Genomic DNA, 25,408 nt, shown 5'->3' with positions numbered 1-25,408 from the left:
TCACAGCTCCTCTACAAAACGATAAATTGCCTCTGGATCCTTTTCCAATTCGATTTCTAACTCTTTGTAGTCATTCAAAGAAATAGGATAAAATTGAAGAAGGTCTCTTGCTTTCAATAAAAATGGTGATTTTCGATTAACCGAATATATTTCCAAAGGGGTCCTACCAATTATATTCCACCCTCCTGGGGAGTCGATTGGATATATACCTGTTTGACTTCCACCAATTCCAACAGATCCTTTTGGTACAAAAGCTCTGGGTTTATCTAAACGTGATACGCAAATATCTTTATTTAAATCACCCAAATAAGGAAAACCAGGCAAGAATCCAACCATATAAACGGTGTATAAAGTTTGCGTATGAAGTTTAATAATCTCTTCTTTAGATAATTTATTAATAGAAGTTACTCTATCTATATCAATTGAAAATGACTCTTCATAACAAACCGGAATATGTACTAATATAGTCGATTTGTTTTTATCCATTTGCTTTTGTTGTTGCCATTTTATTAGTAATTCCTCTATATTTGCCTTCTCTAAAGTAGACGAAGTGTAGAAAAAAACAGTAACCGTATGGTAGCTTGGTACGATTTCTTCTATATAATGACTCCATTCCAAAGAAATCATTTCAGCAAAGGAATGTACGTTACTTAGTATTTCGTGACTAATAGCCTCCTGGAAACTAAAACGCAGGGTTCTCTCACCTGTTCTAAAGAACTTAGGCTTATCACTATTCATTAGAATCTAAAACACTTATACAAGTGATAACACTATTTTTTAAATCTTCATGAGACCAGCTTGGAACTTTACCATGCTCAATAGCCAGTTCATGAGAGGCTGGGATATGAATAAACCCTGATATTATAGAACTATTAGTCGTATTCACGTAATGTAATGCTTCATACATCACATTATTACAAAGATAAGTGCCAGCGGTATTAGAAATTTCTGAAGGAAAACCATTTTCTATTAGCTTATCAACCATTTTGCGAATTGGTAGCGTGGAATAGTAACCTGGCTCTCCCTCTGGTTGAATAGGTTCATCAATTGGTCTATTTCCTACATTGTCTGCATCTCCATCTTTAACATTAATAGCAATTCTCTCCGGTGTGACTTTATATCTGCCAGCTGCTAAGCCCAATGAAATGTGGACATTTGGCTTTTCATCCTCCAATAATTGAAGTAATTGTTGCCCAGACAAAAGAAAGTCTACCGTTAGGATTCTACTAACCACTTTATAACCATTGATTTCTAAACCATCCAATTCATCTACAATTTTCATAGTTGGATTCACTGTATAATTTAAAAACGGTTCAAATCCTGTTAAAAGAAGTTTCTTCATTTATTTTCCTCCTCGAAAGCAATTATAAAGTTATTAGAATTTTCTATATTAGTAATTCTAACATTCTTTCAAACAAAAAATAACAACCAACAAGTTTATAACCCATTGGTTGTTAGAAATTCATATATTAGTAAGGAGTAAAAATATCCACAATTCTCCATTCCTTACTTTCTTTTTTCAGTAAGTATACATTTAGAATAGATTCCTTCTGATTCCCAGTTGTCGCCAAGTCCTCCACTTCAACATAGGCATAATCACTAATGATTGTATAGACATATGCATTTAACAATTCGAATTTTGTATCATTTTCATTGAAAGAGCCTTGAATATCTTCTTTCAAATATTGATAGTCCGGAAATTCCTCACTATACAATGCAAAAACTCCAGCTATATCCTTTTTATTTATTAGCAGATTCATATGTTCAAAATAAGCTGTTAATTCTTTTTCTTGAGAAAGAAAATTAGAGTCTTTTCGAATTATCTTGCTGTATTCATCAAATAATTGATAATACATAGAATCATCTTTTAGCGCTTCTAAACTTAAAAACAACTGATTTAAAATAGAATCCTTTTCCTGTTGTTTTGCTTTCTTTTGAATCGCCTGATCCAGGTCATTGATTAAGCCTGTAGCTGTTTTCGCAGATTTTACATTAAGTAGCATCTGTTCGGCAGGCGACTTATATTTAGTAATAAAAGCTTCACGCGTAGACTTGCCGTATACTTTATAGAGAAGCTTTCCTTGTTTTTTAATCTCCTCAGACAAGGCACGATAAGCTGTTTCCGTAAGTTTAGAGCTTGGGTCCTTCCTGTACTCTAGTTCCAGGGTATCTGATAGTTTCTGAATTTTATTTCCAGACGTGATTGCATCCACGTATCCCATGGAACGCTTATAATGGCTCCCTACCGTTTCCTCTAACCTTTTTTCTAGTTCAGCTCTTTTTGCAGAGTCATTGATCGATGCAATTTCTTTTTGTGCCGCTAGGTAAGCTGATTTAGTCGAATTAAAAACCCTCATATCTGGAGTTTTAATAGACTTAGTATGCTCGTAGGAAATTTGCCATTTTAGAGCCGTCGCTTCTTTCTGCGCTCTCTGAACAAGTGTTTCCGCTTTTGTTAGAGAAGCCGCATGTACATTAGCCACTGGAGTAAAAAGAGCACTACTAAAAATACCAATTGCAAGTGAATACGAAATAATTTTTTTCATTGTATTCTCCATTTCGTCATGTAATAGAAATCTTTGGGACTATTAATTATAGTTTTTCTATAAAACGTTCTAAACGATTTAAACCCTCTTCTAAAACTGCCATGGAATAAGCGTAGGAAATTCTAATATATCCTTCTCCATATGGAGTAAATGTACTACCCGGAACAACAGCAACACCGCCTTCATGTAGCAACTTAGTAGCAAAATCAAATGACTTTATTCCAAATGCTTCTATAGAAGGGAATATATAAAATGCTCCGTTAGGCTTAATGACAGGTAGGCCCATTTCTAACAAACGATTATATACATAATCACGTCTTGTTACATACTCTACATTCATCGCACTTGGGATATCTTTCGAATTCGTTAATGCCTCTAACGCACCATACTGTGATGGCAAGGAAGCGCAAATTGAATTGTATAAATGTACTTTAAGCACATGCTCCATAATTTTTTCAGGCCCTAATATAAATCCAATTCTCCAGCCTGTCATTGAATGGGATTTTGAAACACCGTGGATATAAAATAATTTCTCTCTTAGCACCGGATATGAAGCAAAGGAAACATGCTCTCCTAAAAAGGTATTTTCACTATAAATCTCATCAGAGACAATATAAACTTCCTTATCCTTCAGCATTTCAACTAGGTCATCCATTACGTTCTTTTCAATGACCATGCCCGTAGGATTTGATGGATTATTAAACAAAATAGCTTTTGTTTTATCGGTTATAAGTTTTTCCAGTGCATCGGCTGATGGTTGAAGACCAGTGTTTGTCGTATCTAGATAAATAATCTTAGCTCCACAAAATTTAATGACAGGTTCATAGCCGGAATAGATAGGAGCTGGCAATATAACTTCATCGCCCTCTTCCAAAATTGTTCGAAATACTGTGTCGATGGCTTCACTGGCCCCGTTCGTAATGACAATTTCCTTAGCAGGATTGTAGGAGAAACCATATTTGTCTGTAAAAAAATTATTAACTGCTTCTCGTAATTCTATTAATCCAGCATTATGAGAATATCCAGTTAAATTATTTTGAATAGCATTTATTCCAGCATCCTTTACTGCCTGTGGAGTTGGAAAATCTGGTTGTCCTATTGTAAGATTAATAGCATTTGGGAAGTTAACGAGCTGATTAGAAAACTGACGAATGCCAGGTTGTTCAAGTGCTCTTGCACGTGGATTAATGTTTAAAGACATATCTATTTATCCTTCTTTCACAATTATTTATTGCCTAGAATGCTTGGAAGCCATAAAGATAGACTCGGTAAGAAAGTAATTAGGATTAAGCAAACGATCATGCTGAATAAAAACGGAATGACAGCCATTACTATTTTTTCAAACTTTACATTACCTACACTAGAAGCTACAAACAAGTTTACACCAAGTGGTGGTGTGATAAAACCAATCGCTAAGTTGGTAACTAATATTACCCCAAAATGAATAGGGTCGACACCAACGGCAATAACAATTGGCAAAAGGATCGGTGTTAGGATGACTAATGCAGATATTGTATCGATAAACATTCCTACTATTAATAGTATGATGTTAATAGCTATTAAAATGACAATTGGATTGGTAGATAATTCAGTCAAGAAAGAAGAAATATCATTGGGTACCTGTTCTAAAGTCATAAAATACGCAAAAGATACTGAAAGTCCAATAATAATCATCGTAGTAGCATTAATGACGACCGCTTCACGAAAGCATTCAAAAACGGATTTCCAAGTAAGCTCCTTGTACACGAACAATCCAATTATTAATGCATAGACGACTGCTACTACTGCAGCTTCTGTAGGAGAGAAAAAGCCCCCGTAAATCCCACCCAAAATAATTATAGGTATTAGCAATGCCCATTTTGCATCGTATGTAGCTTTTAATACATCCTTAAATGAAAAGCTTGCGTTGTCCTCTGACTTATAGCCACGTTTTTTAGCAATAAAATAAGCAGTGATCATAAGACCAATACCGATAATAATACCAGGTAATATTCCTGCAAGGAACATACTTCCTACGGACACACTCCCAATTACTCCATAAAGAACAAAAGGAATACTTGGTGGAATAATCACACCTATGGATCCTGCAGAAGCGGAAACAGCAGCCGCAAATCCACCATCATATTTCTTTTTTTTCATTTCAGGAATCATAAAACCACCAATTGCTGCTACCGTTGCAGGTCCTGATCCTGATATAGCTGCAAAAAACATAGATGCCACTATAGTTACTAAAGATAACCCTCCAACAATCCAACCTACTAAGGCTGCAGCCATATCCAATAACCTTTTAGAGACTCCTCCTTTACTCATCAGAACCCCTGCTAACATGAAAAAAGGGATTGCCAATAGTGGGAAAGAATCCAAAGATGTAAATGCTTTTTGAGCTATAATGCCGAGTGGAAGGTTCGAACCAAAATAAATAGCGACTAAAGCAGAAACCCCTAACGAAATTGCAATAGGAACGCCAATCAATAGGCAAATAAACAAAGTACCAAACAAAAGAGCTACCGTCATAGTATGATCTCCTCTTCTACAGGTTTTTCATAATTGCCGCGTATGACTTCTTTTATTTGAATCACTAATCGGATTGCCATTCCAATTCCACCAAGTGGTATAGCCAAATAAGGAATCCAAATAGGAATTTGCATAGCGGGTGCCAGTTGACCATGATTAATGCTACTCAGAACAAGTTCTGTACCAAATACCGCCAAAAATAGTGCCATTGCAAACCAAATCAGGATAGATAATATTTCTAGTACTTGGCGAAACACCCCGTGGAAGCGAGTAATAAACGCTTCCACTCTAATGTGCTGTCTTAATTTGACCGCATAGCTTGCGCCAATCCAAACTTGGAAAATATGAATATATCTTGCCATTTCCTCTGTCCAGCTTGGTGCTGAGGAGAAGACATATCTGCCTATTACTTGACCAAAAATTAGTGCAACCATTAAAACTAGGGAGAAGACTAGCAATATCTCTTCGAACTTGGCAAATTTCTTTAGCATATACATTTCACCCCTGCTCCATTATTGTTTGTTTGCTTCCTCTGCCATATGGACAAGATCCTCTCCTATTTCAGTTACGTATTTGTCATAAACGGATTGAGTTGCATCTTTGAATTCTTTGCGTTGCTCTTCAGTCAGTTCATTGACTTTCATTCCTTCTTCTTGTAATTTTTTTAGGAATTCTACATCTTGTTTTTGTGCAATTTCTCGTTGTTCTGTTCTGTATTCCTCAGAAGCAGTTTGTACTAGCTCCTGCAAGTCATCAGGTAAGCTATTATAGAAATCATTGTTCATCAACAAAATAGTTGCAGCGTAAACATGACTAGTAAGAGTTAGATAATCCTGAACCTCATAAAATTTGTTAGTATAATACAAAGAAATTGGAGACTCCATTGCTTCGTATGTATTTTGTTGAAGTGCTGTGTATAATTCGCCAAAAGCAAATGGAGAGGCATTTGCCCCAAAGGCCTTAAAGGTATCCGTATGTACGGGGTTTTCAAGCGTTCGATATTTCAACCCCTTCAGATTTGCTATACCTTCAATTGGACCTTTGTTATTAGACATATGACGGAAGCCGTTCTCAGCGAAAACCAATCCCTTCATATCATTACTCTCTAATTCCGCAAGCAACTTATCCCCTAAATCTCCATCAAGCGCTCTATATGCTGCCTCATGATCATTAAACAAAAATGGCAAATCAAAAACCATGAACTTTTTATTGAAAGATGCCAATGGTGCTACTGCTGGAATAGTCATTTCGATGTTACCTAACTGAACAGCTTCAATAGCCTCTCTGTCTGAAGGGTATAGCTGTCCATTTGGAAATAACTCTACTTTTAAACGTCCATCAGATTCTTCTTCTAGCTTTTCCTTAAATGTTTTGGCTGCTAAATGTGTGGACTGCTCTTCGGACACCAAATATGCAAGATTAATAGTATATTGATCTTGTTCTTCCCCCGAGCTAGATGTTGATGTATTGGTGGATGGTCTTCCACATGCACTTAACGTAATTAATGTAATAATTAGTAATGTGAATAATTTCTTCATTTCTTATCCTCCTCATTAAAATATGATAAAAATCTTCTTTCTACATTATCTAGATGACGAGTCATAAGTTGTTTGGCTAAATCGTTATGATGTATTCGAAGCGCTTTTAAAATTTCTTCATGCTCATAATAGGCTTCCTCTGCACTGACCTCTAACGTGTTGGAGAGTATTAAAAAAGCACGATTACTTCCAGCATTGGCTTCATTTATCAGCTCACTCAATTTGCGATTGGCTCCTATACTTCCGATTAGCAAATGAAATTGTTGGTCTAAGTCAATAAATGTATTGTAGCTTTCGTTTTTAATCGATGCTAATTGCTCCACTAGGTTATCCTGTAAGGCGCACAGTATCTCCTCAGAGATTTGATGGGCATGTTTGTCGATGTTGTAGATTTCTAAAAGCCTTCGTATCTCCATATAATGAAGTCCGTCCTCTTTCTTAAAAGTTGCTACAGTTGCTGGTTTAGACTTATTTAACTGTACAAGACCCTCGACTGCTAGCCTTTTTATAGCTTCACGTATTGGAGTTCTGCTAATCCCTAAATCTACCGCTAACTTTTCTTCTGGTAATTCTTCCTGCTGGGGAAGTTTGCCCGTAATAATTGCATCCTTTAAAGCCTTAAAAGCTTGATCAGCAAGAGATTCTTTTGGAAATAGCTTTTTCACAAAGAGCATTCTCCTTTCTGTATACTGTATACATGAATAATATATTATGTTAATATTATTGTAAATAAATATTTTGAATTTTTAGATTTACAGGAGGATTGTCATGGAAACCTATTTATATGAGCAATTTGTAGAGGTACTTGGAAAAGAAAAAATAAGTAAAAGCGAATCAGAATTATATAGACATAGTCGAGATGAATCCTCCCATCCCTACGTGGAGCCAGATTTTGTGTACTTTCCAGAAGGCGTAGAAGATATTGTGAAAGTATTGAAAATAGCAAATGAGCATAAAATTCCTGTTACCCCCTATGGAGCAGGATCCGGACTAGAAGGTCAAGCTATTCCGATTCACAAAGGAATTTCTATGAACTTCGATAATATGAAAAAAATTATAGAATTCTATCCTGAGGATTTGATGATAACAGTAGAGCCAGGCATCACCCGACTTCAGCTAAACGAATTTATAAATAAGCATGGACTTTACTTTCCAATTGATCCCGGTGCGGATGCATCGATTGGTGGAATGATCGCAAATAATGCAAGCGGCACAACGGCCGTACGATATGGGTCTATGAGAGACCAAATATTAGATTTAGAGGTTGTTCTAGCAAATGGCACTGTCATACATACTGGTTCAAAGGCGAAGAAGTCCTCTTCTGGCTACAACTTGAATGGAATAATGGCTGGCTCCGAAGGGACGTTAGGAGTTATTACAAAGGCTACACTCAAGCTACATGGCATACCTGAAAAGGTTTTAGCTGCACGTTGTACATTTAATACACCTGGAGAATGTGCAGAAGCTGCTCAGGCAGTCTTGTCCTGTGGGATACAAGTACTTAGAATGGAGCTAGTAGATGCTGAGAGTATTAAACAAGTGAATAGTTATGGGGGCTATGCGTTCCCAGAAGAGCATTCACTATTCTTTGAATTTGCTGGAACACCTAACATTGTTGAAGAGGAAGCTTCGGTTGTAGAAGAATTAATGAAGGATTTCGGTTGTAGCAATTGGGAACGCGCCAATACCCCAAAAGATCGTGCCGATTTGTGGAAGGCTCGTCATGAGCTAGCCTATTCTTACAAGCATATTAAAGGAAAAGCTTCTACTGGTGCCGATGCATGCGTACCTATCTCTAAGCTAGCCGAGATGGTAGTATTCGGTCGTACACTATTAGAGGAAAGCGGTCTTATCGGTGGTGTGTTTGGACACGTAGGTGACGGTAATTTCCATACGATGGTCATGTATGATCCTAACGATCCTGTAGAAAAAGCTAAAGCCAAATATACAGACGACCAAATTGCCATGAAAGCAATAGAATTAGGTGGGAGCTGTACAGGTGAGCATGGTGTAGGTGTCGGGAAGATGAAGTATCAACTAAAAGAGCATGGCGAAGCGGTAGAATTGATGAAGTCTATTAAATTACTTTTTGATCCGAATGGTATTTTAAATCCAGGCAAGATATTTATTTAAGATAGCGTGTGGGAGATACTATGGGCTCGATCCGTGCCCTAGGAAAGCGTCCACTGTAGCGGAGAACACCACTAAGTAATAGAAAAGAGTCCCGAAAATTTACTAATCGGTAAATTTTCGGGACTCGTAATTTTCTAAGGTGGGTTTTGTCCCAGCCTCTTTAAAATGTACTAATGGTTATTCATTTCAAGGCTCAATTGCCACTCAATCCCGAATCTATCTGTTACAATTCCGTAGCACTTACTCCAAAAGGTTTCTTGTATATCCATACCAACTTTTCCACCCTCTTTAAGAGTTTCAAAAGCGGCTTTAATTTCTGCCTCGTCTTCGCTCATATAAGCTAAACTAATATTATTTCCAACAACAAAAGGATAATCAGGGAAAGTATCTGAAAACATCACATTACTACCACCAATATTAAGACGAGTATGCATAACTAAATCTTTGACCTCATCTGGAAGACTAAAGTTTGGATCTTTTGGTGCTTCACCAAAAGTCATTATTTGTGGCTCTTCTGTTTTAAAAACTTGGCTATAATATTCTACTGCTTCTCGACAATTCCCATTAAAGTTTATATATACATTAACAGCCATATGAAACACTCCCTATTTTTTGTTATTGAAATAATAATAATAATCTCAGAGAAATTGTACCATATCACCTTGTTAATTAATAGAAATTATTTCCAAAAAAGATACTTTTTAATATACTTTATCTCCATTAAAGATGGAGTTTTTAACGACTACATAGTCTACATTACGTATAGCGTCAAGTTTGTTTCCACCTGCATAAGAAATAGAAGATTGTAAATCCTGCTCCATCTCTCTTAAGGTATCCTCAAGATTCCCTTTATGCTCAACGAACATTTTTTTGCCTTCTACATTTTTCTTTTCACCTTTTTGAAACTCAGAAGCTGATCCAAAATACTCTTTAAAACGTTTACCATCTTTTTCAATTGTTACTCCAGGAGATTCCTCATGTCCTGCAAATAGCGAACCGATCATTACCATGGATGCTCCAAATCTTACAGACTTAGCTATGTCACCATGGGTACGAATTCCACCGTCCGCTATAATTGGTTTACTAGCAGCTTTTGCGCACCAGCGTAATGCAGCTAATTGCCAACCGCCAGTTCCAAAGCCAGTTTTGATTTTTGTAATGCACACCTTGCCTGGTCCAATTCCTACCTTCGTAGCGTCTGCACCAGCGTTTTCTAACTCACGCACAGCTTCAGGCGTTCCCACGTTACCAGCAATGACAAAGCTTTTCGGTATATGTTTTTTAATATGCTTTATCATATCGATTACTGCGTTAGAATGACCATGAGCAATATCTATTGTAATAAATTCAGGAACTAATGCTTCATTAGCCAATTGTTCAACAAAATCATATTCTTCTTTTTTTACACCTACACTAATAGATGCGATTAAACCTTTGGATTGCATATTCTTAATAAAATCTACACGTTCCTCTGGCTGAAAACGATGCATAATATAAAAATATCCATTTTCCGCTAAATACAATGCAATTTTTTCATCAATGATTGTTTGCATGTTTGCAGGCACAACCGGTAATTTAAATTTATGTCCACCTAAAGAAACTGTAGTATCACATTCAGAACGACTGTTAACCACACACTTCGCAGGAATTAATTGAATATCCTCATAATCAAATACGTTTTCCACGTTACAACACTCCAAACACGAATATTTTTATTGTATAAAAGATAAATTGTTCGTCCATTGGATAATTTACACGATTTATTATAGCTTGTCAAAGGTTTTATAACTTTATTTCCAGGAGGTCGCGAAAACCATTAGGACGACTGAGACAGTTACAGCATCAAAAAGATCCATAGGCTTCATGGAGAACTTGTCGCTTTCCAAAGCTAATGCGTTCATAGTTAGTAGAAATCACCATACTTTATGCAACTTAACTTCTGCATTTGTTATCTCATCTTTATGTGAAATTAACAGTTGTAAGAGAGATACTAAATTCATAGCTTTAGCATGCCATTGTTAACATTTTTACATTCAATAAAAGTCTAATAAATAAAAGATAGACATTAGTGGAGTTCTTTTCCTCTCGTCGCAATATGATAGAAAAGAGGAGGTGTTATGATGTTGCCAGCAATATTTTTACAATTAGCATATTTGTTTATTTTCATATGGTCAGTAGCTATGACTGTACAGGATTTCCAAAGCTCGAGCAAAAACTGGTTAACAGTTTTAATGCACATCTCAGTAGCAGTTGTTTCACTAAACTTTTTACTACTTTCTACCGGTATTAGCTTGTAGCCGATTTGTTTTGAATCATGTTTACTTTTATGTAAACATGATTCATTTTTTGGGCTTTTTGAGGGGTATTAGCTACGTTCGCGTTCTACTAGCAACTGTATAATGATAGAGCAAAAAAATCCTACCTCGAAAATTACTTTACTTTCTATATGGAAAAATTAATTCAATTCGTTTCATTGACTCGTTTATAAATTCTTTAAAATACCATTCATCAAAAAGCTTAAAATATAAATTTTCATCATCTAAATATTTAAAATTAGGAACTTGATTTGCATCATCTACAGGTAAGTGTTCCCAATACGCCCACCAGTTTAAGAGCTCGGGATTTAAATGAGGAATATGAAGTTTAATTTCTTCTTCAGTTAAAACCTGTTGAGTAAGCTCTGAATTTTTAGCCACGACAAATCCAGCATCTAAATAATCTTCTATTTCAAGTCGAAACCAAATATCCACTCCTGGCTTCACATTTTCTTTATATAAATAACTAATCCCTGGACAAGTACTGCCCTTTACATCATAAAAGGTTTCTATTTTTTTCATGTTATTAAATTCATAATCATATGTATTATGTAATTTTCCCAACCCTATGCGTTCTTCTAATCCTTTAAATATACGAAGCAATAAATCAGTTTTTACCCCTTTTAAACTCTTCTCAATTGCAACAGCACTTTTCATTGATGCAGACGAGGTTTTTAGCAGCTCTTTTATTTCCATCTCTTGCTCATCCTCCAATTGGTTTGTAAAATTCCTAATAGCTGATTGAAACTGAAAAAGTACCTCTCGTATGGATGCAACCTTGATAATATCACGGTGCTCAAGACATTTATCTAACCATTTGATAATATCTAGAGAAAAAGAGATTGGAGTAATGTGTTTCTTCTCTGTAATGCTATTATCAGAAGGCATTTCACCAAAACGAGTTAAATAAAAAACGTTGGCATTTTGGGCTACTTTTAAATAGTCTGCGCACTGATTTTCTTGATCTGTTGCAAAAATTTTAACTTCAATTGGAATAAAATAATTAGGCGTCTGAATGACTAAATCAATTCTCCGATTATTTTCAATTAAGAATTCACGATATACATTAACGTGTTCTATTTCCGTTAAAGGTATTTCTAATTGAAGGACATGTTCGATAAAAAGTTGTAAATAAATATTTCCTTGATAATGACTACCCTTCGGATTTAATAAATCATAGAGGAAACGGCATATCCGTACCTCATCATGAGCAATATTGGTAATCTCAAAAATATTATAGTAGCCTCCAGTTTTCCGTTGAATAAGTTCATGATTTCCCTTAATATTCTTTACTTCATTTAAAAGCAATTCTAATTTCATTTACATACACAATCCTTTTGTATTTATTACCTATTAGTTACTAAAATCTTATGTATATAAATCCCTTTACACTATATACATTCCACATTGTACCATTTAAAAAGACAAATATAATATAATTATATTTATATATTTTTCTATACAAACTAGATGTTAACTCTGCTTTATATATAAGAAAATATAATACTAAAGCCATTGATAACTATTAAAAGATCAATTATTGGGTAAAGTACAAATAAATCATTCTTACAGAAGGAAGTTGATTTAATGCCTAATAATAAACCTAATAGACTAATCACTGAAAAATCTCCTTATTTACTGCAACATGCTTATAATCCAGTCGAATGGTTTACATGGAGCAAGGAGGCATTTGAAAAAGCACAACTAGAGAACAAGCCGGTCTTTGTTAGTATTGGATATAGTAGTTGTCATTGGTGTCACGTGATGGAACAAGAATCTTTTGTGGATCAAGAAATCGCCGACATTTTAAATAAGTATTTTATATCCATAAAGGTTGATCGAGAGGAACGCCCGGATATTGATTCTATTTATATGACCGTTTGCCAGATGCTAACTGGAGAAGGAGGATGGCCACTCCATGTCTTTTTAACACCTGAGCAAAAGCCCTTTTATGCAGGAACTTACTTTCCAAAGGAACAAAAGTACGGAAAACCCGGCTTGCTTGAATTGCTGCCACGATTACATAATGTATTTCAAAACGAATTTGAACATATAGAAGAGATTAGTGAAAAGCTCACTGCGGCACTTCAAGCTACCGAAAAGGAAATGGGTCAAGACAAAACTCTACCACCTTCTATATTTGAAACTGCGTTCAAACATTTATCGAGTATGTTTGATTCCCAATATGGCGGATTCGGAAAAGAGCCAAAGTTTCCCTCTCCTCTTAACCTGCTCTTTTTGATGAGATACTATGATACAACAAAGGATGCAGACGCTCTAAACATAGTAGAAACTACTTTAGATGGGATTGCTCGTGGTGGAATTTATGATCATCTTGGCTATGGATTTGCTAGATACTCTACAGATGAGGTTTGGCTTGTACCTCACTTTGAAAAAATGTTATATGATCAAGCCTTACTTCTAATGGTTTATACAGAGGCGTACCAAATCACCAGAATCCCGCAATATGAAGAAATTGTTTATAATACGGTTAAATTTCTTAAAAGAGAAATGTTACATCCAAATGGTGCATTTTATTCTGCTTTTGATGCAGACAGTGAAGGTAAAGAAGGTACGTATTATACTTGGTCTTATCATGAAATAATGGAGGTCTTAGGAGACGTGGAAGGCTTACTTTTTGCTAAGACCTATGATATTACGGAAGAAGGAAATTTCGAGGGCGAAAACATACCGAACCTGATTTATATCGATCCAGCTTCTATTCTAGAAGAGTTTAATATATCAGAGGATGAATGGGAGGAACGTATAGAGAATTCAAGGACCTTGCTATTAATGCAGCGTCAATCACGTGTCTCCCCTCATTTGGATGACAAAGTGATTACTTCTTGGAATGCGTTGATGATCGCTGCACTTGCAAAGGCAGGAGCCGTATTTACTAACTCTCCCTTTATCGAATTAGCAAAAGATGCACTTCAATTTATAGAATCCCATCTTATAAGGGAAGGCACACTATATGCAACATATCGAGAAGGCGAGACAAAGCATATCGCATATTTGGGTGACTATGCTAATTTATTATGGGCATTTATCGAACTATATGAGGCTACAGGAAAAGAAAAATATATAGAAAAAGCTAAAAAAACAGCAATAATAATTACACAGCAATTTAAGGATGAAGTAAACGGAGGATTTTATTTTACAAGCAATAATGCCGAAAAACTATTGGTTCGAGAAAAAATCGTGATGGATCAGGTTATTCCTTCCGGAAACGGAACCATTGCCTGGCAGTTATGGAAACTAGCAAAAATTACAGATGACATGGCTCTACTGAAAGAGGCTGAAAGAACAGTCACAACTTTTGCTGAGGAAATCACACTGTACCCTACCTCTCATCTTTCTTTACTAATTGGCTTTATGTCACAAAATAGTAATGGTAGACAAATAAAATTAAGCGGTCATCCATTTGGAGATATTACCACTCTCCTGCAGACAACATACAGACCATTTGATGTGTGGTCAATGAACGAATCGCCACAGGCTTTATCTGTGCAAATATGTCAAAACAATATTTGTCATCCACCTTTGACAGAGATCACAAAAATTGCTGAGGCACTTTCTTACGAGTCTTTATAACCTGGGCCTGCTTAAATATTTGTTAAAAGAAATGACATTAAGAGATGTCTTTTCTTTTTTCCATATTAATATATGTTTCAATCAGTTTTACTTTTTCACTTAGTTCTAGTAAAGCTTGCATAATTTGTTGTTGTTCCGCCTTAGTCATACTCGTTTGAAATACCATTTGTTCTACAGATTTTTCGACATGACTAATACTTTTATTCATTCCATGGACAAAATGTTTAACTGGCACGATTAACGCTCCCCTCTATTAATTTTATTTTACTATTTCATTTTATTTTTACAATTATCAGAATCATTTTTTTGACGTGATTATTACATTTTGTGATTTAATTCCTGCACATAATACAAATTTAAGCAATTTTTTATGGACAAAATATTTTTTTGGACTTTTTTCTTTTTTGAAAGAATATATTGAAGTAAAAGTTGAGAGGGGATAATAATTGCATTCAAATCCTGTTGATCCGAATGAAATGAAAAGAAGGCGAGATTTAGATGAGATCGCCTCTCTTAACATGGTTGGAGAAGGTTGTCCTGATTTTGACGCCGAAGAGGATAAAAAAAACGAGAAAAAAGAAAATACAAAATAATTTCAACCCACTAATAAGTGGGTTTTTTCGTTTTATGATTAAGCTATTATAAACAATTTACGTAATAATTACCATTTACCAAAAAGTAATTGTAATCAATGGAATATTATGATAAATTAAGCAATAATAGAAAATGAAGCTTCTACTTCAAAAAGGATCTCAAATAATGCCTTAACTTCAAAAGGAGAACAATGTGATATTACATAATCTGATTCGAGATAACTTCGTTAGGTTGTCTAAAAGTCAAAAAAAGATGGCTACTTATGTACTAGATCATCCTAGGGATATTGCGCTTTGTTCCGCCGCCGAATTAGGTGGAAGAATAGGGATAAGTGAATCAACTGTTATACGATTTTCATATTCTCTTGGCTTTTCAGGCTATGTGGAGCTTCAAAAACGAATGCGAGAACATTTTTTTATAAATGAACCCACGACTAGCCCCTATCAGCACACAGAAATTGAGCTGTCTCAAGAAGATAGTTTTCATAAACAGGTTATGGAGAAAGATCGCCAATCCATCCTCACAACTATGGATCAAATAGATGCTGCTTCTTATTATGCAGCTGTTCAGCGCCTGTCAAAGGCTAAAGCAATATACGTTTTGGGCCTACGTACTTCATATCCAGCAGCGAATTGGCTTTCCTTTTCTTTAGGGCTAGTAAAAGAAAATGTTCACTTTATAAGACCAGATACTGAAGATGTGATTAGAACTGTCTCCCAGATGAACTCGAATTCAGTTGTCATCATTATATCGTTTCATCGTTATTTGAAGGAAACACTTCAAATTGCTGAGCTTGTCAAAAAACAAAAGGCTTATGTTATTGGTATCAGTGATTCTATGCTCGCTCCTATTCATGAATTTAGCGACGTATTATTTCCTGTGTTTTCTCAAAATAAATCGACCTTTGATGCAGTAGCCCCCTTATTTTCATTTATGAATGCTATCGTTTCTGGGTTAATTGTGGAGCAAAAGGATGCCTTCAAAAATAGGCAGATTATGTATCAAAGTATTCCGAGTCATTTTCTTTTTGAAAGTACTGACGAGGATTCATAAAATTACATGGAATATCAATGAAACAGTTATGAAAAAGTGGTAGATTAAGAGTGAGAAAGTGGAGGATAATTGGATGTCGGAAAATAAAACTTTTAAACAACCATTTCAAATTGCCATTACAGAACATAATTATCCAGTATTAATTGAACCTTGTTTATTTATTCCGACAGAGGACGCATATGAGGTGCCAATTCCTCAACTGATACAGGAAATGCGGGTTACCGAGCCTGATTTAGCATTAAAGTGGAATCTGCAAATTAGAAAAATTATTCAAACTTTATTTATAGAGGATTACTCTATTATTGCAGTTCGAAAAACCAATGAGCCGGTGAATTATTATCAGTTTATTAAAAAATCCTGAAGTACCTCCAAACAAAGGAGCCATATAAAATTGATCATTCAACAAATAACGTTACATCATCTGAATATGAATATGAAAACCCCTTTTGTCACTAGCTTTGGTAGTGTTCAAGAGAAGCCTTTCCTACTCGTTGAAGTCATGGATAAAGAGGGAAATATCGGCTGGGGTGAGACTACTGCCTTCCAAGCGCCTTGGTATAACGAGGAAACCTTTCAAACCAATTTACATATCATAAAAGATTTTTTAATCCCTTTAGTGTTAAATAAACAAATAAACCACCCTGACGAAGTATCTGCCATATTCTCTCCTATAAGAAAAAACAATATGGCAAAGGCCGGTATAGAGGGAGCCATTTGGGACCTTTACGCAAAAAGAAATCACTTAACACTTTCCGAGGCACTCGGTGGTTCAGTTAAAAAAATTGAAGTAGGAGTAAGTATTGGTTTACAAAAGAGCACAGAGCAGCTATTAAACGTAGTCCGTCGTTACATACATGAAGGTTATAAACGTATTAAAGTCAAAATAAAACCTGGACAAGATGTCAATTTAATAGCAGCTCTAAGAGAAGCTTTCCCAAATATACCTTTAATGGCCGATGCTAATTCAGCTTATACACTTAAAGACATCTCATTATTAAAAGAGCTCGACCAATATAATCTATTAATGATAGAGCAACCACTAGATTACGATGATATTGTAGACCACGCTAAGCTACAGAATGAAATACAAACTCCCATCTGCTTGGATGAAAGTATTCTCTCACTAGAGGATGTTAAAAAAGCAGTAGAATTAGGCAGCGCTAAAGTTATTAATATTAAAATAGGTCGTGTTGGCGGACTTACAGAAGCGAAAAAAATACATGACTATTGCATGGAAAAAAATATACCTGTTTGGTGTGGAGGTATGCTAGAAGCCGGTATCGGTAGGGCACACAACATTGCGCTTACAACCTTACCAAACTTTACTCTTCCAGGAGATACATCTAGTTCTTCCCGTTATTGGGATGAGGATATTATTAGTCCAGAGGTTATTGCTAAAGATGGATACATTACTGCCCCGACTGGATACGGAATAGGCTATGAACCGAATATGGAGACTATAAAAAAATTCACAATAGACCGTTGGATATTTAAATCAGCATATTAAGAAATCAAGTTAGTAAACAATTAAACGACCATCTACTATAGCTTTTTCTATAGAGGCTCGCTGTAGATAAAAAGAAAGCATATACTTTACTAAAAGGGTTGTAAGTGCCAAGCTACACTTACAACCCTTTTATTAATTTTATTCTGTTTAAGCTATCAAATTACAACTTAGCAAGTAAGGGAGATCACTTTATTAAAGCCTATAGTTGCTTAGAGAAAGTTTGATCTGGGAGATCATTTTTTACATTTTCCTCTAAAGCATTTACTTTATTCACTATGTCCTTTTGTAAAGCATTGTTTTCCACATTGTCTAATTTGCTCGCTAGTACTTTAAGTTTCTCAATTTTTTTCCATGCCTTCGCTACATTACCTTCATCCAGCTCTTTTTCAGCTTGGACTAGTCCTGTATAAATGGACAATGGTAAAGCTAGCTTTCCCCTTGCTTCTTCTGCAGGTGCTTTATAGTTAACGATCAGGGTACTTCTATTTTCTTCACCGGTCGTTTTATAAAAAATAGCCGTGCCATATTTTAATTCCTTAGATAGCAGATGATAATTTTCTGCAAGGACTGGCCAATCTAAGTTTGCCTCTGCTGTATTAATGTTTGCTAACAGTGGCAAAATAGTATTTTTACCATAAGCGTCTGCTACTGCAAAAGTAACTCCTGAAACTTCTGGCATATTTGGTTTCACATGTTCCCTATCCTGATGGGCCACTCCCGCATTTCCTTTACTTCTATCAATTTTTTTATCCTGTACATTACTGACGTTATCAACATTATTGTTCCACTGGCCACGTTTCTGCTCTAATCCGTCTCTACGCTCATCTTTCTGCTGTTCCCTTTTCTCCATCATTTGATGAGATTTATATCCGTTTTTTGAATGTCCCTTATCTTTACTAGGGCCACCGTGATCTCCTGGTCCTCCATGTGCACTGCCAACTAAAGGTCCTCCTAAAATTGTAGCTGATAGAAGGGCTGTTGCAGCTGTTGCTTTTATACCTGTTTTCTTCATAAGAAAACGCCTCCTCTTTCTTTTGGAAAGTAAGCACTCGCTTCGACTTGAAGCTGGAAGTTAGATATACACCTAAGTGTAAATATCAGGTGCCTAATCTTTAAAATACCCCGCATAATTCTTACTAAACGGTTGTAAAATCATTGTTAATCAACTGTTATGAAAGAGAAGGTTCTGACATAATATTACGAACAAATAAAAAAGAAGTGAATTTTAGAGTAATAGAAATCCATTTCCGACCACACATACAATATATTTGTTTATTTTTTACGTTATGTTGGAAATAAGTGTGCATATAAAAACCCCCTATCTATTTTAAAAAGATAAGGGGTTTAAAGGATTTATTTTATTTTTTTACATCAACAATTCTACCTTCAATTTCTGTAGGTATTTTAACAAGAGACTCTAATTGTTCACGTAGGTTTTCCCAATCCGAAAGACCTAAATCAGTTACTTTACCAGCTTCGTAGATTTTCTTAAACACATCATAGCTATCTCCACCTTTAGCGGTGAACGCATTTGTGGCAACTACATATGTCTCATTATCCTTAATATCTACTAATTTACCATCTGCTCCATAGTATTGAATGGAAACGACTCTCTCTCCAGCAGGTTTAGAAGAATCAAATGTTACCTTACCACCTGCCACATGTAAGAATCCGCCATTTTCCTTTGGATAGGTTTTGAAGCTAATCTCAAATGCTGCTTTTAAGTCAGCACCACTGATTTCCATTGTAGCTAGTGTATTACCGAAAGGAAGAACAGTAATTACATCACCAACTGTGATTGGTCCCGCTTTGATTTCTGAGCGTATACCTCCGCCATTTTGAAGCGCCATAATTACTTTATTATCATACTTTTTAGCTTTAGCTAGCATACCATCTGTAATGATATTACCTAAAATTGTTTCGTTTTTACGTACGCTTGGCTGTGAATCATCTTCGCTTACTCGAGGATTTTCTAAATCCTTCTCCGTAGATACACCAATTTCTTTTGATTCAATTTCTTTTACTTTAGTTGAGTACTTTTCAAAAAGCTTTAGGGCTTCCTCATCATCTTTTTGATCTTTAATTGGAATTAACTCACCTTCATGAGCAATTACTTTACCTTCTTTATCAAAGTCTACCTCTAAAGTTCCTAGGAAATCACTATATTGATAAGCTTGCACAATAACAGTAGGATCCTTTTCAGCACCTTTACTATCTTTACTTACAACTACAGGCTTTTTCAGCTCTGTATGGCTATGTCCACCAACTATTACATCAATTCCAGTAACTGCAGCTGCTAGCATTAAGTCATTATCTACTGCCGGGTTGTCATCATAACCAATATGAGTGACAGCCATAACCTTATTAATTCCTTGCTTTTCGAACTCATCAACCATAGTTTGAGCTGCTTTAATGTAGTCAGTGAATTTTACTTTTTCTGGACTTGAGATACCTTCTGTTTCAGCAGTAGTTAAACCGAAGATACCAACTTTTTGACCGTTTATTTCTTTTACAATACCGCTGTAGATTTGTCCATTTTTAGGATCATCTGATACTTTTACATTAAATAACCCTTTGAACAAATCATCTTGTGAGAAGTCCACGTTTGAACTAACAAACGGAAAATTAGATTTTTCGATAAACTCTTTTAATGCTTTATGTCCTTCTGTAGAAGTTCCTAAATCAAATTCATGATTACCAAATGTCATCACATCATATTTCATTAGATTCATAAATTCTAAATCTGCTTGGCCTTTAAATTCATTGAAGTAAAGCGTTCCAGAGAATACATCCCCTGCATCTATAAGTAGAGCGTCTTTGTGAGAAGCTCTATACTCCTTTACTGCAGTGACTCGCTTTGGTGCTTTCTCCACATGACCATGAGTATCATTTACATGCATTAGAGATAGAGAAAAATCTGCGTCAACTTGAGAATTTAAGCTGTGTACCATCTCCAAAAGCTGGTTAACCGCTGGTAGATCCTTTTCATTCGGGAGTTTCTCTAGAAGTGGCTGGATTGTTGCAATCACTTTGTTTGCTTCATCCTGTTTTCCTGCAGAAAGTAGGGCTTCAGCTTGGTTAACTTTCATAAATACAGTTACAGGAACCATCAATTCATTTCTTACTTCGTTAGCTGGATCTTTATATTGAGTTAGTAATAGATGACGAGCGTCTCTTCCTGTAAAGCGGTATAAGATAGCAGTTCTAGTTTTTAATTGAGCAGATAGCTTATGGTAACCTTTTTCGATCTTAGCCCAGTCTTTGTTAGCTTCTGCTGCTTCAATTTCATTCATAATCGGTGTTAAATATTTGTCAGCATAGTTATACGCATCGATATACGGAATAAGTCCTTTTGTTACACGTTCATAATATAAATCGTCTAAGCTTTTTAGAAGTGCTGCTTTATTCTTTACATTAGATTTGTTAATTTCGTTTTTAGCTTTTTGATAATTTGCTTTTGCTTTATTTAATATAGGGTATAATTCTTTGCTCGTTGCCAATTTGCCTGCTTGAGCAGGTGTCGAATAAGAATAAGAAGCTTGTTTGATATCTTTTCTTGCGTTGTCAATCACCTGTTGGATAGATGTACTTGCGAAGGAAATACTAGATGCAGAAAATAATGATGTCGCCACAATTGCAGCTACCGCCGTTTTTTTGATCGTCTTGTTCTTCATGTCTTACCTCCTAGTTTATCTAATATATGATCTGTCAAAATATTCATATACTACTAAAAGTTATCGTAATTCAATAGATTTAGCAAGATGTTTTCAAATATTTATAATATCTTAATAATTCATCATTTTTCTTGTTAATTCCCTGTCGACTCACGCTAATTTTTACGAATGAAAGTGATTTATGTTATAATTAGTTATCCCAATAGAGATAGGAGTATTATCATGTTAAAAGATATTTTTATGACATTATCAGAAAACAAAGCATTAAACGGAGCAGCTAAAAAATATGGTTTAAAAATGGGTGCTCAACATGTTGTAGCAGGAACGAATATCGAAGAAACAATGCAAAGTATTAAAAAACTTAATGCTCAAGGTATCTCTTGTACGGTAGATAATTTAGGTGAGTTTGTTTTTGAAAAAGAAGAAGCTTTAGAAGCAAAAGCTCAAATTATCGCTGTTATTGAAGCAATTGAAGAACATCAGGTTGATGCTCATATTTCATTAAAACCCTCTCAATTAGGGCTAGATATAGATTATGATTTTGCATTACAAAACTTAAAAGATATCGCAGCAGTAGCAAAAAAATACGATACATTTATTAATATCGATATGGAATCTAACAAACATTTACAACCTTCCTTTGATATCCTAGACGAATTGTCTAAGGAATTTGATAACGTAGGTACAGTAATTCAAGCATACTTCTTCCGAGCTGCTGAAGATATTCAAAAGTATAAAAACTTCCGACTTCGAATCGTAAAAGGTGCTTATAAAGAACCAGCAGATGTAGCCTACCAAACAAAAGAAGAAATCGATAAAAATTACATTGAATTAATTGAATGGCATTTATTGAATGGTAAATTCACTTCAATCGCAACACATGATCATAATGTGATTAACCATATTAAACAATTTATCAAAGACAACAATATTTCATATGACAAATTTGAATTCCAAATGCTATATGGTTTCCGCACGGATATGCAACTAGAGCTTGCTAAAGAAGGTTATAACTTCTGCACATACGTTCCTTTCGGTAAAGACTGGTATGGATACTTCATGCGTCGCCTTGCAGAACGACCAGCGAACATGAACCTTGTCGTAAAACAAGTTTTCAACAAAAAAACAAATACAATCCTTGGTATTGCAGCTGGTGCATTTGCCATCGGAAGACTAACAAAAAGAAAATAGTAAACAAAAAAACTGCACTACCAACAGGTAGTGCAGTTTTTTTCGTTAATAGCATGAAGATAATTCAAAAATATTTTATTTCTTAATTATATTTTATGGTTTGCCTCTTGGAACTGAGTAATATCCTTTAAATCTGGAAGAGCAGGTATGCCACCTCTCTTAGTAGCAGCTAATGCTCCTGCAGCATTTGCAAAGAGCACACTAGATTTTAGACCTTCTATATTCATTTCTTCAATAGGAGATTTCTCTAAAATTTTGTACAACAATGCTCCGAAGAATGCATCACCGGATCCGGTTGTATCAATAGCTCTCACTACATAAGGTGGAATAATTTCAGTTTTATCCTTATATCTAAAAAAGCATCCATTTTCTCCAAGAGTTACAAAAATTAATGAGATTCCGTAGTTTCTATATAATGTTTCTGTTCCCTCTTTATAGTCAGATGAATCGGTTAAAAAAAGAAGCTCTTCTTCAGATACTTTTAATATATCCGCAAAGTATAAGCTATCGGAGATTATTTTCTTCGCTTCTTTCAAATCCTCCCACAGGTTTTCACGTAAATTGGGGTCATAAGAAATAAGTAATCCTTTATCTTTAGCATATTGAATTGCACTAAGAGTGGCTTGCCTTGCAGGTTCATTAGTCATTGAAACAGAACCAAAATGAAATAATTTGGCTCTGTCTATTAATTTGTAGTTCACTTCTTTTTCCTCCAAAGTAATATCTGCACCTGGTTTTCGATAAAAACTGAAAGAGCGATCTCCATTAGGCTGCAGATGAACAAAAGCCAAAGTGGTGTTCACTTCGTCAGTTATAGCTAGTCCAGTTGTATCTACTTTATAGGAATCTAAAGTTTCCTTTAGAAATTTTCCGAATTCGTCTGCACCTACTTTACTGATGAAGGACGTTTTTAATCCAAGCTTACTCAGCATAACTAGTACATTTGCTGGTGCTCCGCCCGGATTTCTTTCAAATAAAATATTCCCATTTTCGGATTTACCATAAGGAGTGAAGTCGATTAATATTTCACCTAATGCTACTACGTCATACATTTGTCTTTCACCTCTATTAATATTGTAAGCTAAAATTATTCAGTACTTTTATTTAGATTATTTATTCAAAACAATTTTTCCATATTGCTCCTATATTGTCCATTTATTTTAAACTAGGAATAAAAGCGAAATCAAATAGAGGTCCGATCATACAAATTGTATACTCTCTAGGCAATTATCTTTAGACATAATAAAAACATCTCATTCTACGGGGATGGTAGAATGAGATGTTTTTCCTTGTTATCGCTCAAGGGTATATTTAAATCGCCGTAATTTTTTACCTTCGTTACTTCCACATCGTTTTATCGCTCGTGTGTAAAAAGTATCCCCTATTATGCTTAGTTGGTGAAAAAGCTCCTTCAAAACTTGTTCAACAACTTATATTAATTTTGCTATAAGTTCATCATATAGGAACTAAATGAGAATACACAGAGAGTTTTATTAGAAATTGATGAGAATTAATTACTCCCATGTCACAGAAAGAATTTTTCCAGAAATCGCATGCACCTGAATCGTTGCTTTCGTTTTCTTATCCTTACTATCCTTTGACTCACCATCTGTAGACGCTGTTTGCATTACTATTAAATAGTAACCGCCTTCGTTTGTTTTTATAAAGGAATTACTTTCAACTGTACCCTTATGTTGTTGCTGTGCTATTTTTGTTGCTTGCTCAGCTGTGATCAAAACAGTAGCTGGCTTCTCTGGTTTTAGTTCTTCAGGCTTTTTAGACTCACTTTGAGTAGTGCTAGTAGTGGAAGATTTAGAGTCATCCTCTTCTTTTTTTGCTTCCTCTTTTTTTGTTTCTTCTGCTTTGGGTGTTTCTGTTTTACTAGTTTCAGTTTTAACGGATTCCACTTTACCAGACTCCGTTTTATTACTCTCTGTCTTAGAAGTTTCAGTCTTAGATACTTCATTTTTTAAAGGTTCTGATTTTGATGAATCGGTTTTGATACCCTCGATTTTAATAGAGTCTGTTTTTACTTCAGTTTTTGTGTCATCCGCTTTTGCAACGTTTTCTTTGACGGTGTCTTTTTTAACTTCCTCTACTTTAGTATTTTCAGTTTTCAAGGCATCCTTTATTGCATTTTTAATCACTTCTGTTATCGGCTTATCAACTTTAGTATCGTTAGTCTTTTCCTCAATCTTAGAAGTTGCAGAAATACTAGACTTGATTAACTTAATCTCAGTTGCTTGGGCAGTTTCTACTTTATTTATAGAGTTTTTATTGTTTTCTTTTATTTCAATTTGCGTGATTGGACTCATTTCTACCACAATATTATTATTACTTTCTATTTGTCGAATATTGCTAGTCAATGGGTATTCCATTACTTCAAAAGTATCGTCAAATGTAGCACTTTGTGTTTTACCTGCATAATAAGCTGAATCCTCAATCATATATTCAGTAGTTTGCTCCAATGAATACACGTCACCGTTTTCAGGGTTAATCTCAACTAAATAAACTGTCCCGCTTTTCATAATAAGTGCTTTATACACATTTTCTTTTAATGTTATATCTGTTACCTCTGCACCATATAATTGCTCTAGCTGGGAACGAACTTCACTTTCTGATATAGAATTTCTGTTCGATTGGGTGACATTCAACAAGAACCCAGTGCCCAAAATAACTGTCACTGATACAAAAATCAATGAGTACTTTTTGATTTTAGTAAATTTCATTCATGCTTTCCCTCCCCCCA

Annotated in this window: 24 protein-coding genes; 8 read left to right on the top strand and 16 right to left on the bottom strand. The window is 35.2% G+C overall.

Annotated features, from left to right (window positions below):
- The 8 genes from pxpB to MHB55_RS05085 form a co-directional block, all read right to left on the bottom strand.
- On the bottom strand, nt 1-738 hold the full coding sequence (gene pxpB, locus MHB55_RS05120) for a 5-oxoprolinase subunit PxpB (RefSeq protein WP_340862747.1): 738 nt from the start codon (nt 736-738) through the stop codon (nt 1-3).
- Complete coding sequence (locus MHB55_RS05115) at nt 731-1,342, bottom strand: pyroglutamyl-peptidase I (RefSeq protein WP_144537492.1); 612 nt, start codon at nt 1,340-1,342, stop codon at nt 731-733. Before MHB55_RS05115 ends, pxpB begins: the two co-directional genes overlap by 8 nt.
- A 127-nt stretch (nt 1,343-1,469) precedes the next feature.
- Nucleotides 1,470-2,546 (bottom strand): hypothetical protein, encoded by a 1,077-nt coding sequence (locus MHB55_RS05110; RefSeq protein WP_154311323.1) that lies wholly within the window; start codon nt 2,544-2,546, stop codon nt 1,470-1,472.
- Between the two features lie 46 nt (nt 2,547-2,592).
- Nucleotides 2,593-3,747, bottom strand: coding sequence for an aminotransferase class I/II-fold pyridoxal phosphate-dependent enzyme (locus MHB55_RS05105; RefSeq protein WP_144537488.1), 1,155 nt, complete (start codon nt 3,745-3,747; stop codon nt 2,593-2,595).
- Nucleotides 3,748-3,770: 23 nt separating this feature from the next.
- Nucleotides 3,771-5,060, bottom strand: coding sequence for a TRAP transporter large permease (locus MHB55_RS05100; RefSeq protein ID WP_151110972.1), 1,290 nt, complete (start codon nt 5,058-5,060; stop codon nt 3,771-3,773).
- Nucleotides 5,057-5,551, bottom strand: coding sequence for a TRAP transporter small permease (locus MHB55_RS05095; protein WP_340862746.1), 495 nt, complete (start codon nt 5,549-5,551; stop codon nt 5,057-5,059). Before MHB55_RS05095 ends, MHB55_RS05100 begins: the two co-directional genes overlap by 4 nt.
- 21 nt (nt 5,552-5,572) lie before the next feature.
- Entirely contained in the window at nt 5,573-6,598 is a 1,026-nt protein-coding gene (locus MHB55_RS05090; RefSeq protein ID WP_144537482.1) for a DctP family TRAP transporter solute-binding subunit, read from the bottom strand.
- Nucleotides 6,595-7,263 (bottom strand): GntR family transcriptional regulator, encoded by a 669-nt coding sequence (locus MHB55_RS05085; protein WP_151110978.1) that lies wholly within the window; start codon nt 7,261-7,263, stop codon nt 6,595-6,597. The genes MHB55_RS05090 and MHB55_RS05085 overlap by 4 nt, the downstream gene beginning before the upstream one ends.
- A 103-nt stretch (nt 7,264-7,366) precedes the next feature.
- On the opposite strand from MHB55_RS05085, the gene MHB55_RS05080 reads away from it, so the two are divergent.
- The gene (locus MHB55_RS05080) at nt 7,367-8,731 is read left to right on the top strand and encodes an FAD-binding oxidoreductase (RefSeq protein ID WP_340862745.1); all 1,365 of its coding nucleotides are present in this window, start codon (nt 7,367-7,369) and stop codon (nt 8,729-8,731) included.
- A 170-nt stretch (nt 8,732-8,901) separates the two neighbouring features.
- Here MHB55_RS05080 and MHB55_RS05075 read toward each other — a convergent pair whose 3' ends face one another.
- Nucleotides 8,902-9,324, bottom strand: coding sequence for a VOC family protein (locus MHB55_RS05075; RefSeq protein WP_340862744.1), 423 nt, complete (start codon nt 9,322-9,324; stop codon nt 8,902-8,904).
- A gap of 108 nt (nt 9,325-9,432) precedes the next feature.
- Nucleotides 9,433-10,416, bottom strand: a complete 984-nt coding sequence (guaC, locus tag MHB55_RS05070; protein ID WP_144537474.1) for a GMP reductase — start codon at nt 10,414-10,416, stop codon at nt 9,433-9,435.
- 435 nt (nt 10,417-10,851) lie between these two features.
- Between guaC and MHB55_RS05065 the strand changes: the two genes are divergently transcribed.
- Nucleotides 10,852-11,028 (top strand): hypothetical protein, encoded by a 177-nt coding sequence (locus tag MHB55_RS05065; RefSeq protein WP_154311326.1) that lies wholly within the window; start codon nt 10,852-10,854, stop codon nt 11,026-11,028.
- Between the two features lie 138 nt (nt 11,029-11,166).
- Here MHB55_RS05065 and MHB55_RS05060 read toward each other — a convergent pair whose 3' ends face one another.
- Nucleotides 11,167-12,366 (bottom strand): PDDEXK-like family protein, encoded by a 1,200-nt coding sequence (locus MHB55_RS05060; RefSeq protein WP_340862743.1) that lies wholly within the window; start codon nt 12,364-12,366, stop codon nt 11,167-11,169.
- 267 nt (nt 12,367-12,633) lie between these two features.
- Between MHB55_RS05060 and MHB55_RS05055 the strand changes: the two genes are divergently transcribed.
- Entirely contained in the window at nt 12,634-14,640 is a 2,007-nt protein-coding gene (locus tag MHB55_RS05055; RefSeq protein WP_144537470.1) for a DUF255 domain-containing protein, read from the top strand.
- A 37-nt stretch (nt 14,641-14,677) separates the two neighbouring features.
- Here the strand turns inward: MHB55_RS05055 and MHB55_RS05050 are convergent, their stop codons facing one another.
- Nucleotides 14,678-14,875, bottom strand: a complete 198-nt coding sequence (locus MHB55_RS05050) for a hypothetical protein (protein WP_144537468.1) — start codon at nt 14,873-14,875, stop codon at nt 14,678-14,680.
- A 211-nt stretch (nt 14,876-15,086) separates the two neighbouring features.
- On the opposite strand from MHB55_RS05050, the gene MHB55_RS05045 reads away from it, so the two are divergent.
- From MHB55_RS05045 to menC, 4 genes are all read left to right on the top strand, one after another.
- Nucleotides 15,087-15,233 carry a hypothetical protein gene (locus MHB55_RS05045; RefSeq protein ID WP_154311328.1) on the top strand — a complete coding sequence of 49 codons (147 nt, stop codon included), beginning with the start codon at nt 15,087-15,089 and terminating at the stop codon, nt 15,231-15,233.
- A 193-nt stretch (nt 15,234-15,426) separates the two neighbouring features.
- Nucleotides 15,427-16,287, top strand: a complete 861-nt coding sequence (locus MHB55_RS05040; protein ID WP_340862742.1) for a MurR/RpiR family transcriptional regulator — start codon at nt 15,427-15,429, stop codon at nt 16,285-16,287.
- A gap of 73 nt (nt 16,288-16,360) precedes the next feature.
- A complete protein-coding gene (locus MHB55_RS05035; RefSeq protein WP_144537464.1) occupies nt 16,361-16,648 on the top strand; it encodes a hypothetical protein in 288 nt (95 codons plus the stop codon).
- Between the two features lie 30 nt (nt 16,649-16,678).
- Complete coding sequence (gene menC, locus MHB55_RS05030) at nt 16,679-17,794, top strand: o-succinylbenzoate synthase (protein ID WP_144537462.1); 1,116 nt, start codon at nt 16,679-16,681, stop codon at nt 17,792-17,794.
- Nucleotides 17,795-17,993: 199 nt separating this feature from the next.
- On the opposite strand, the gene MHB55_RS05025 is transcribed toward menC, so the two are convergent.
- Together MHB55_RS05025 and MHB55_RS05020 are read right to left on the bottom strand one after the other, a co-directional pair.
- Nucleotides 17,994-18,806 (bottom strand): hypothetical protein, encoded by an 813-nt coding sequence (locus MHB55_RS05025; protein ID WP_144537460.1) that lies wholly within the window; start codon nt 18,804-18,806, stop codon nt 17,994-17,996.
- A gap of 346 nt (nt 18,807-19,152) precedes the next feature.
- Nucleotides 19,153-21,468 (bottom strand): 5'-nucleotidase C-terminal domain-containing protein, encoded by a 2,316-nt coding sequence (locus MHB55_RS05020; protein WP_186318108.1) that lies wholly within the window; start codon nt 21,466-21,468, stop codon nt 19,153-19,155.
- Between the two features lie 222 nt (nt 21,469-21,690).
- Between MHB55_RS05020 and MHB55_RS05015 the strand changes: the two genes are divergently transcribed.
- Nucleotides 21,691-22,659, top strand: coding sequence for a proline dehydrogenase family protein (locus tag MHB55_RS05015; protein WP_151110992.1), 969 nt, complete (start codon nt 21,691-21,693; stop codon nt 22,657-22,659).
- A gap of 86 nt (nt 22,660-22,745) precedes the next feature.
- Here MHB55_RS05015 and MHB55_RS05010 read toward each other — a convergent pair whose 3' ends face one another.
- Nucleotides 22,746-23,711: a carbohydrate kinase family protein gene (locus MHB55_RS05010; RefSeq protein ID WP_154311330.1), complete on the bottom strand. Its 966-nt coding sequence runs from the start codon at nt 23,709-23,711 to the stop codon at nt 22,746-22,748.
- 462 nt (nt 23,712-24,173) lie between these two features.
- Nucleotides 24,174-25,388 (bottom strand): PepSY domain-containing protein, encoded by a 1,215-nt coding sequence (locus tag MHB55_RS05005; RefSeq protein WP_340862741.1) that lies wholly within the window; start codon nt 25,386-25,388, stop codon nt 24,174-24,176.
- Nucleotides 25,389-25,408: the final 20 nt, after the last annotated feature.

The sequence above is a fragment of the Psychrobacillus sp. FSL K6-1267 genome (assembly GCF_038003265.1).
Lineage (GTDB): Bacteria > Bacillota > Bacilli > Bacillales_A > Planococcaceae > Psychrobacillus > Psychrobacillus faecigallinarum.
Note: the sequence above shows the minus strand (reverse complement) of the source record. Positions and strands in the feature narration are given on the sequence as shown.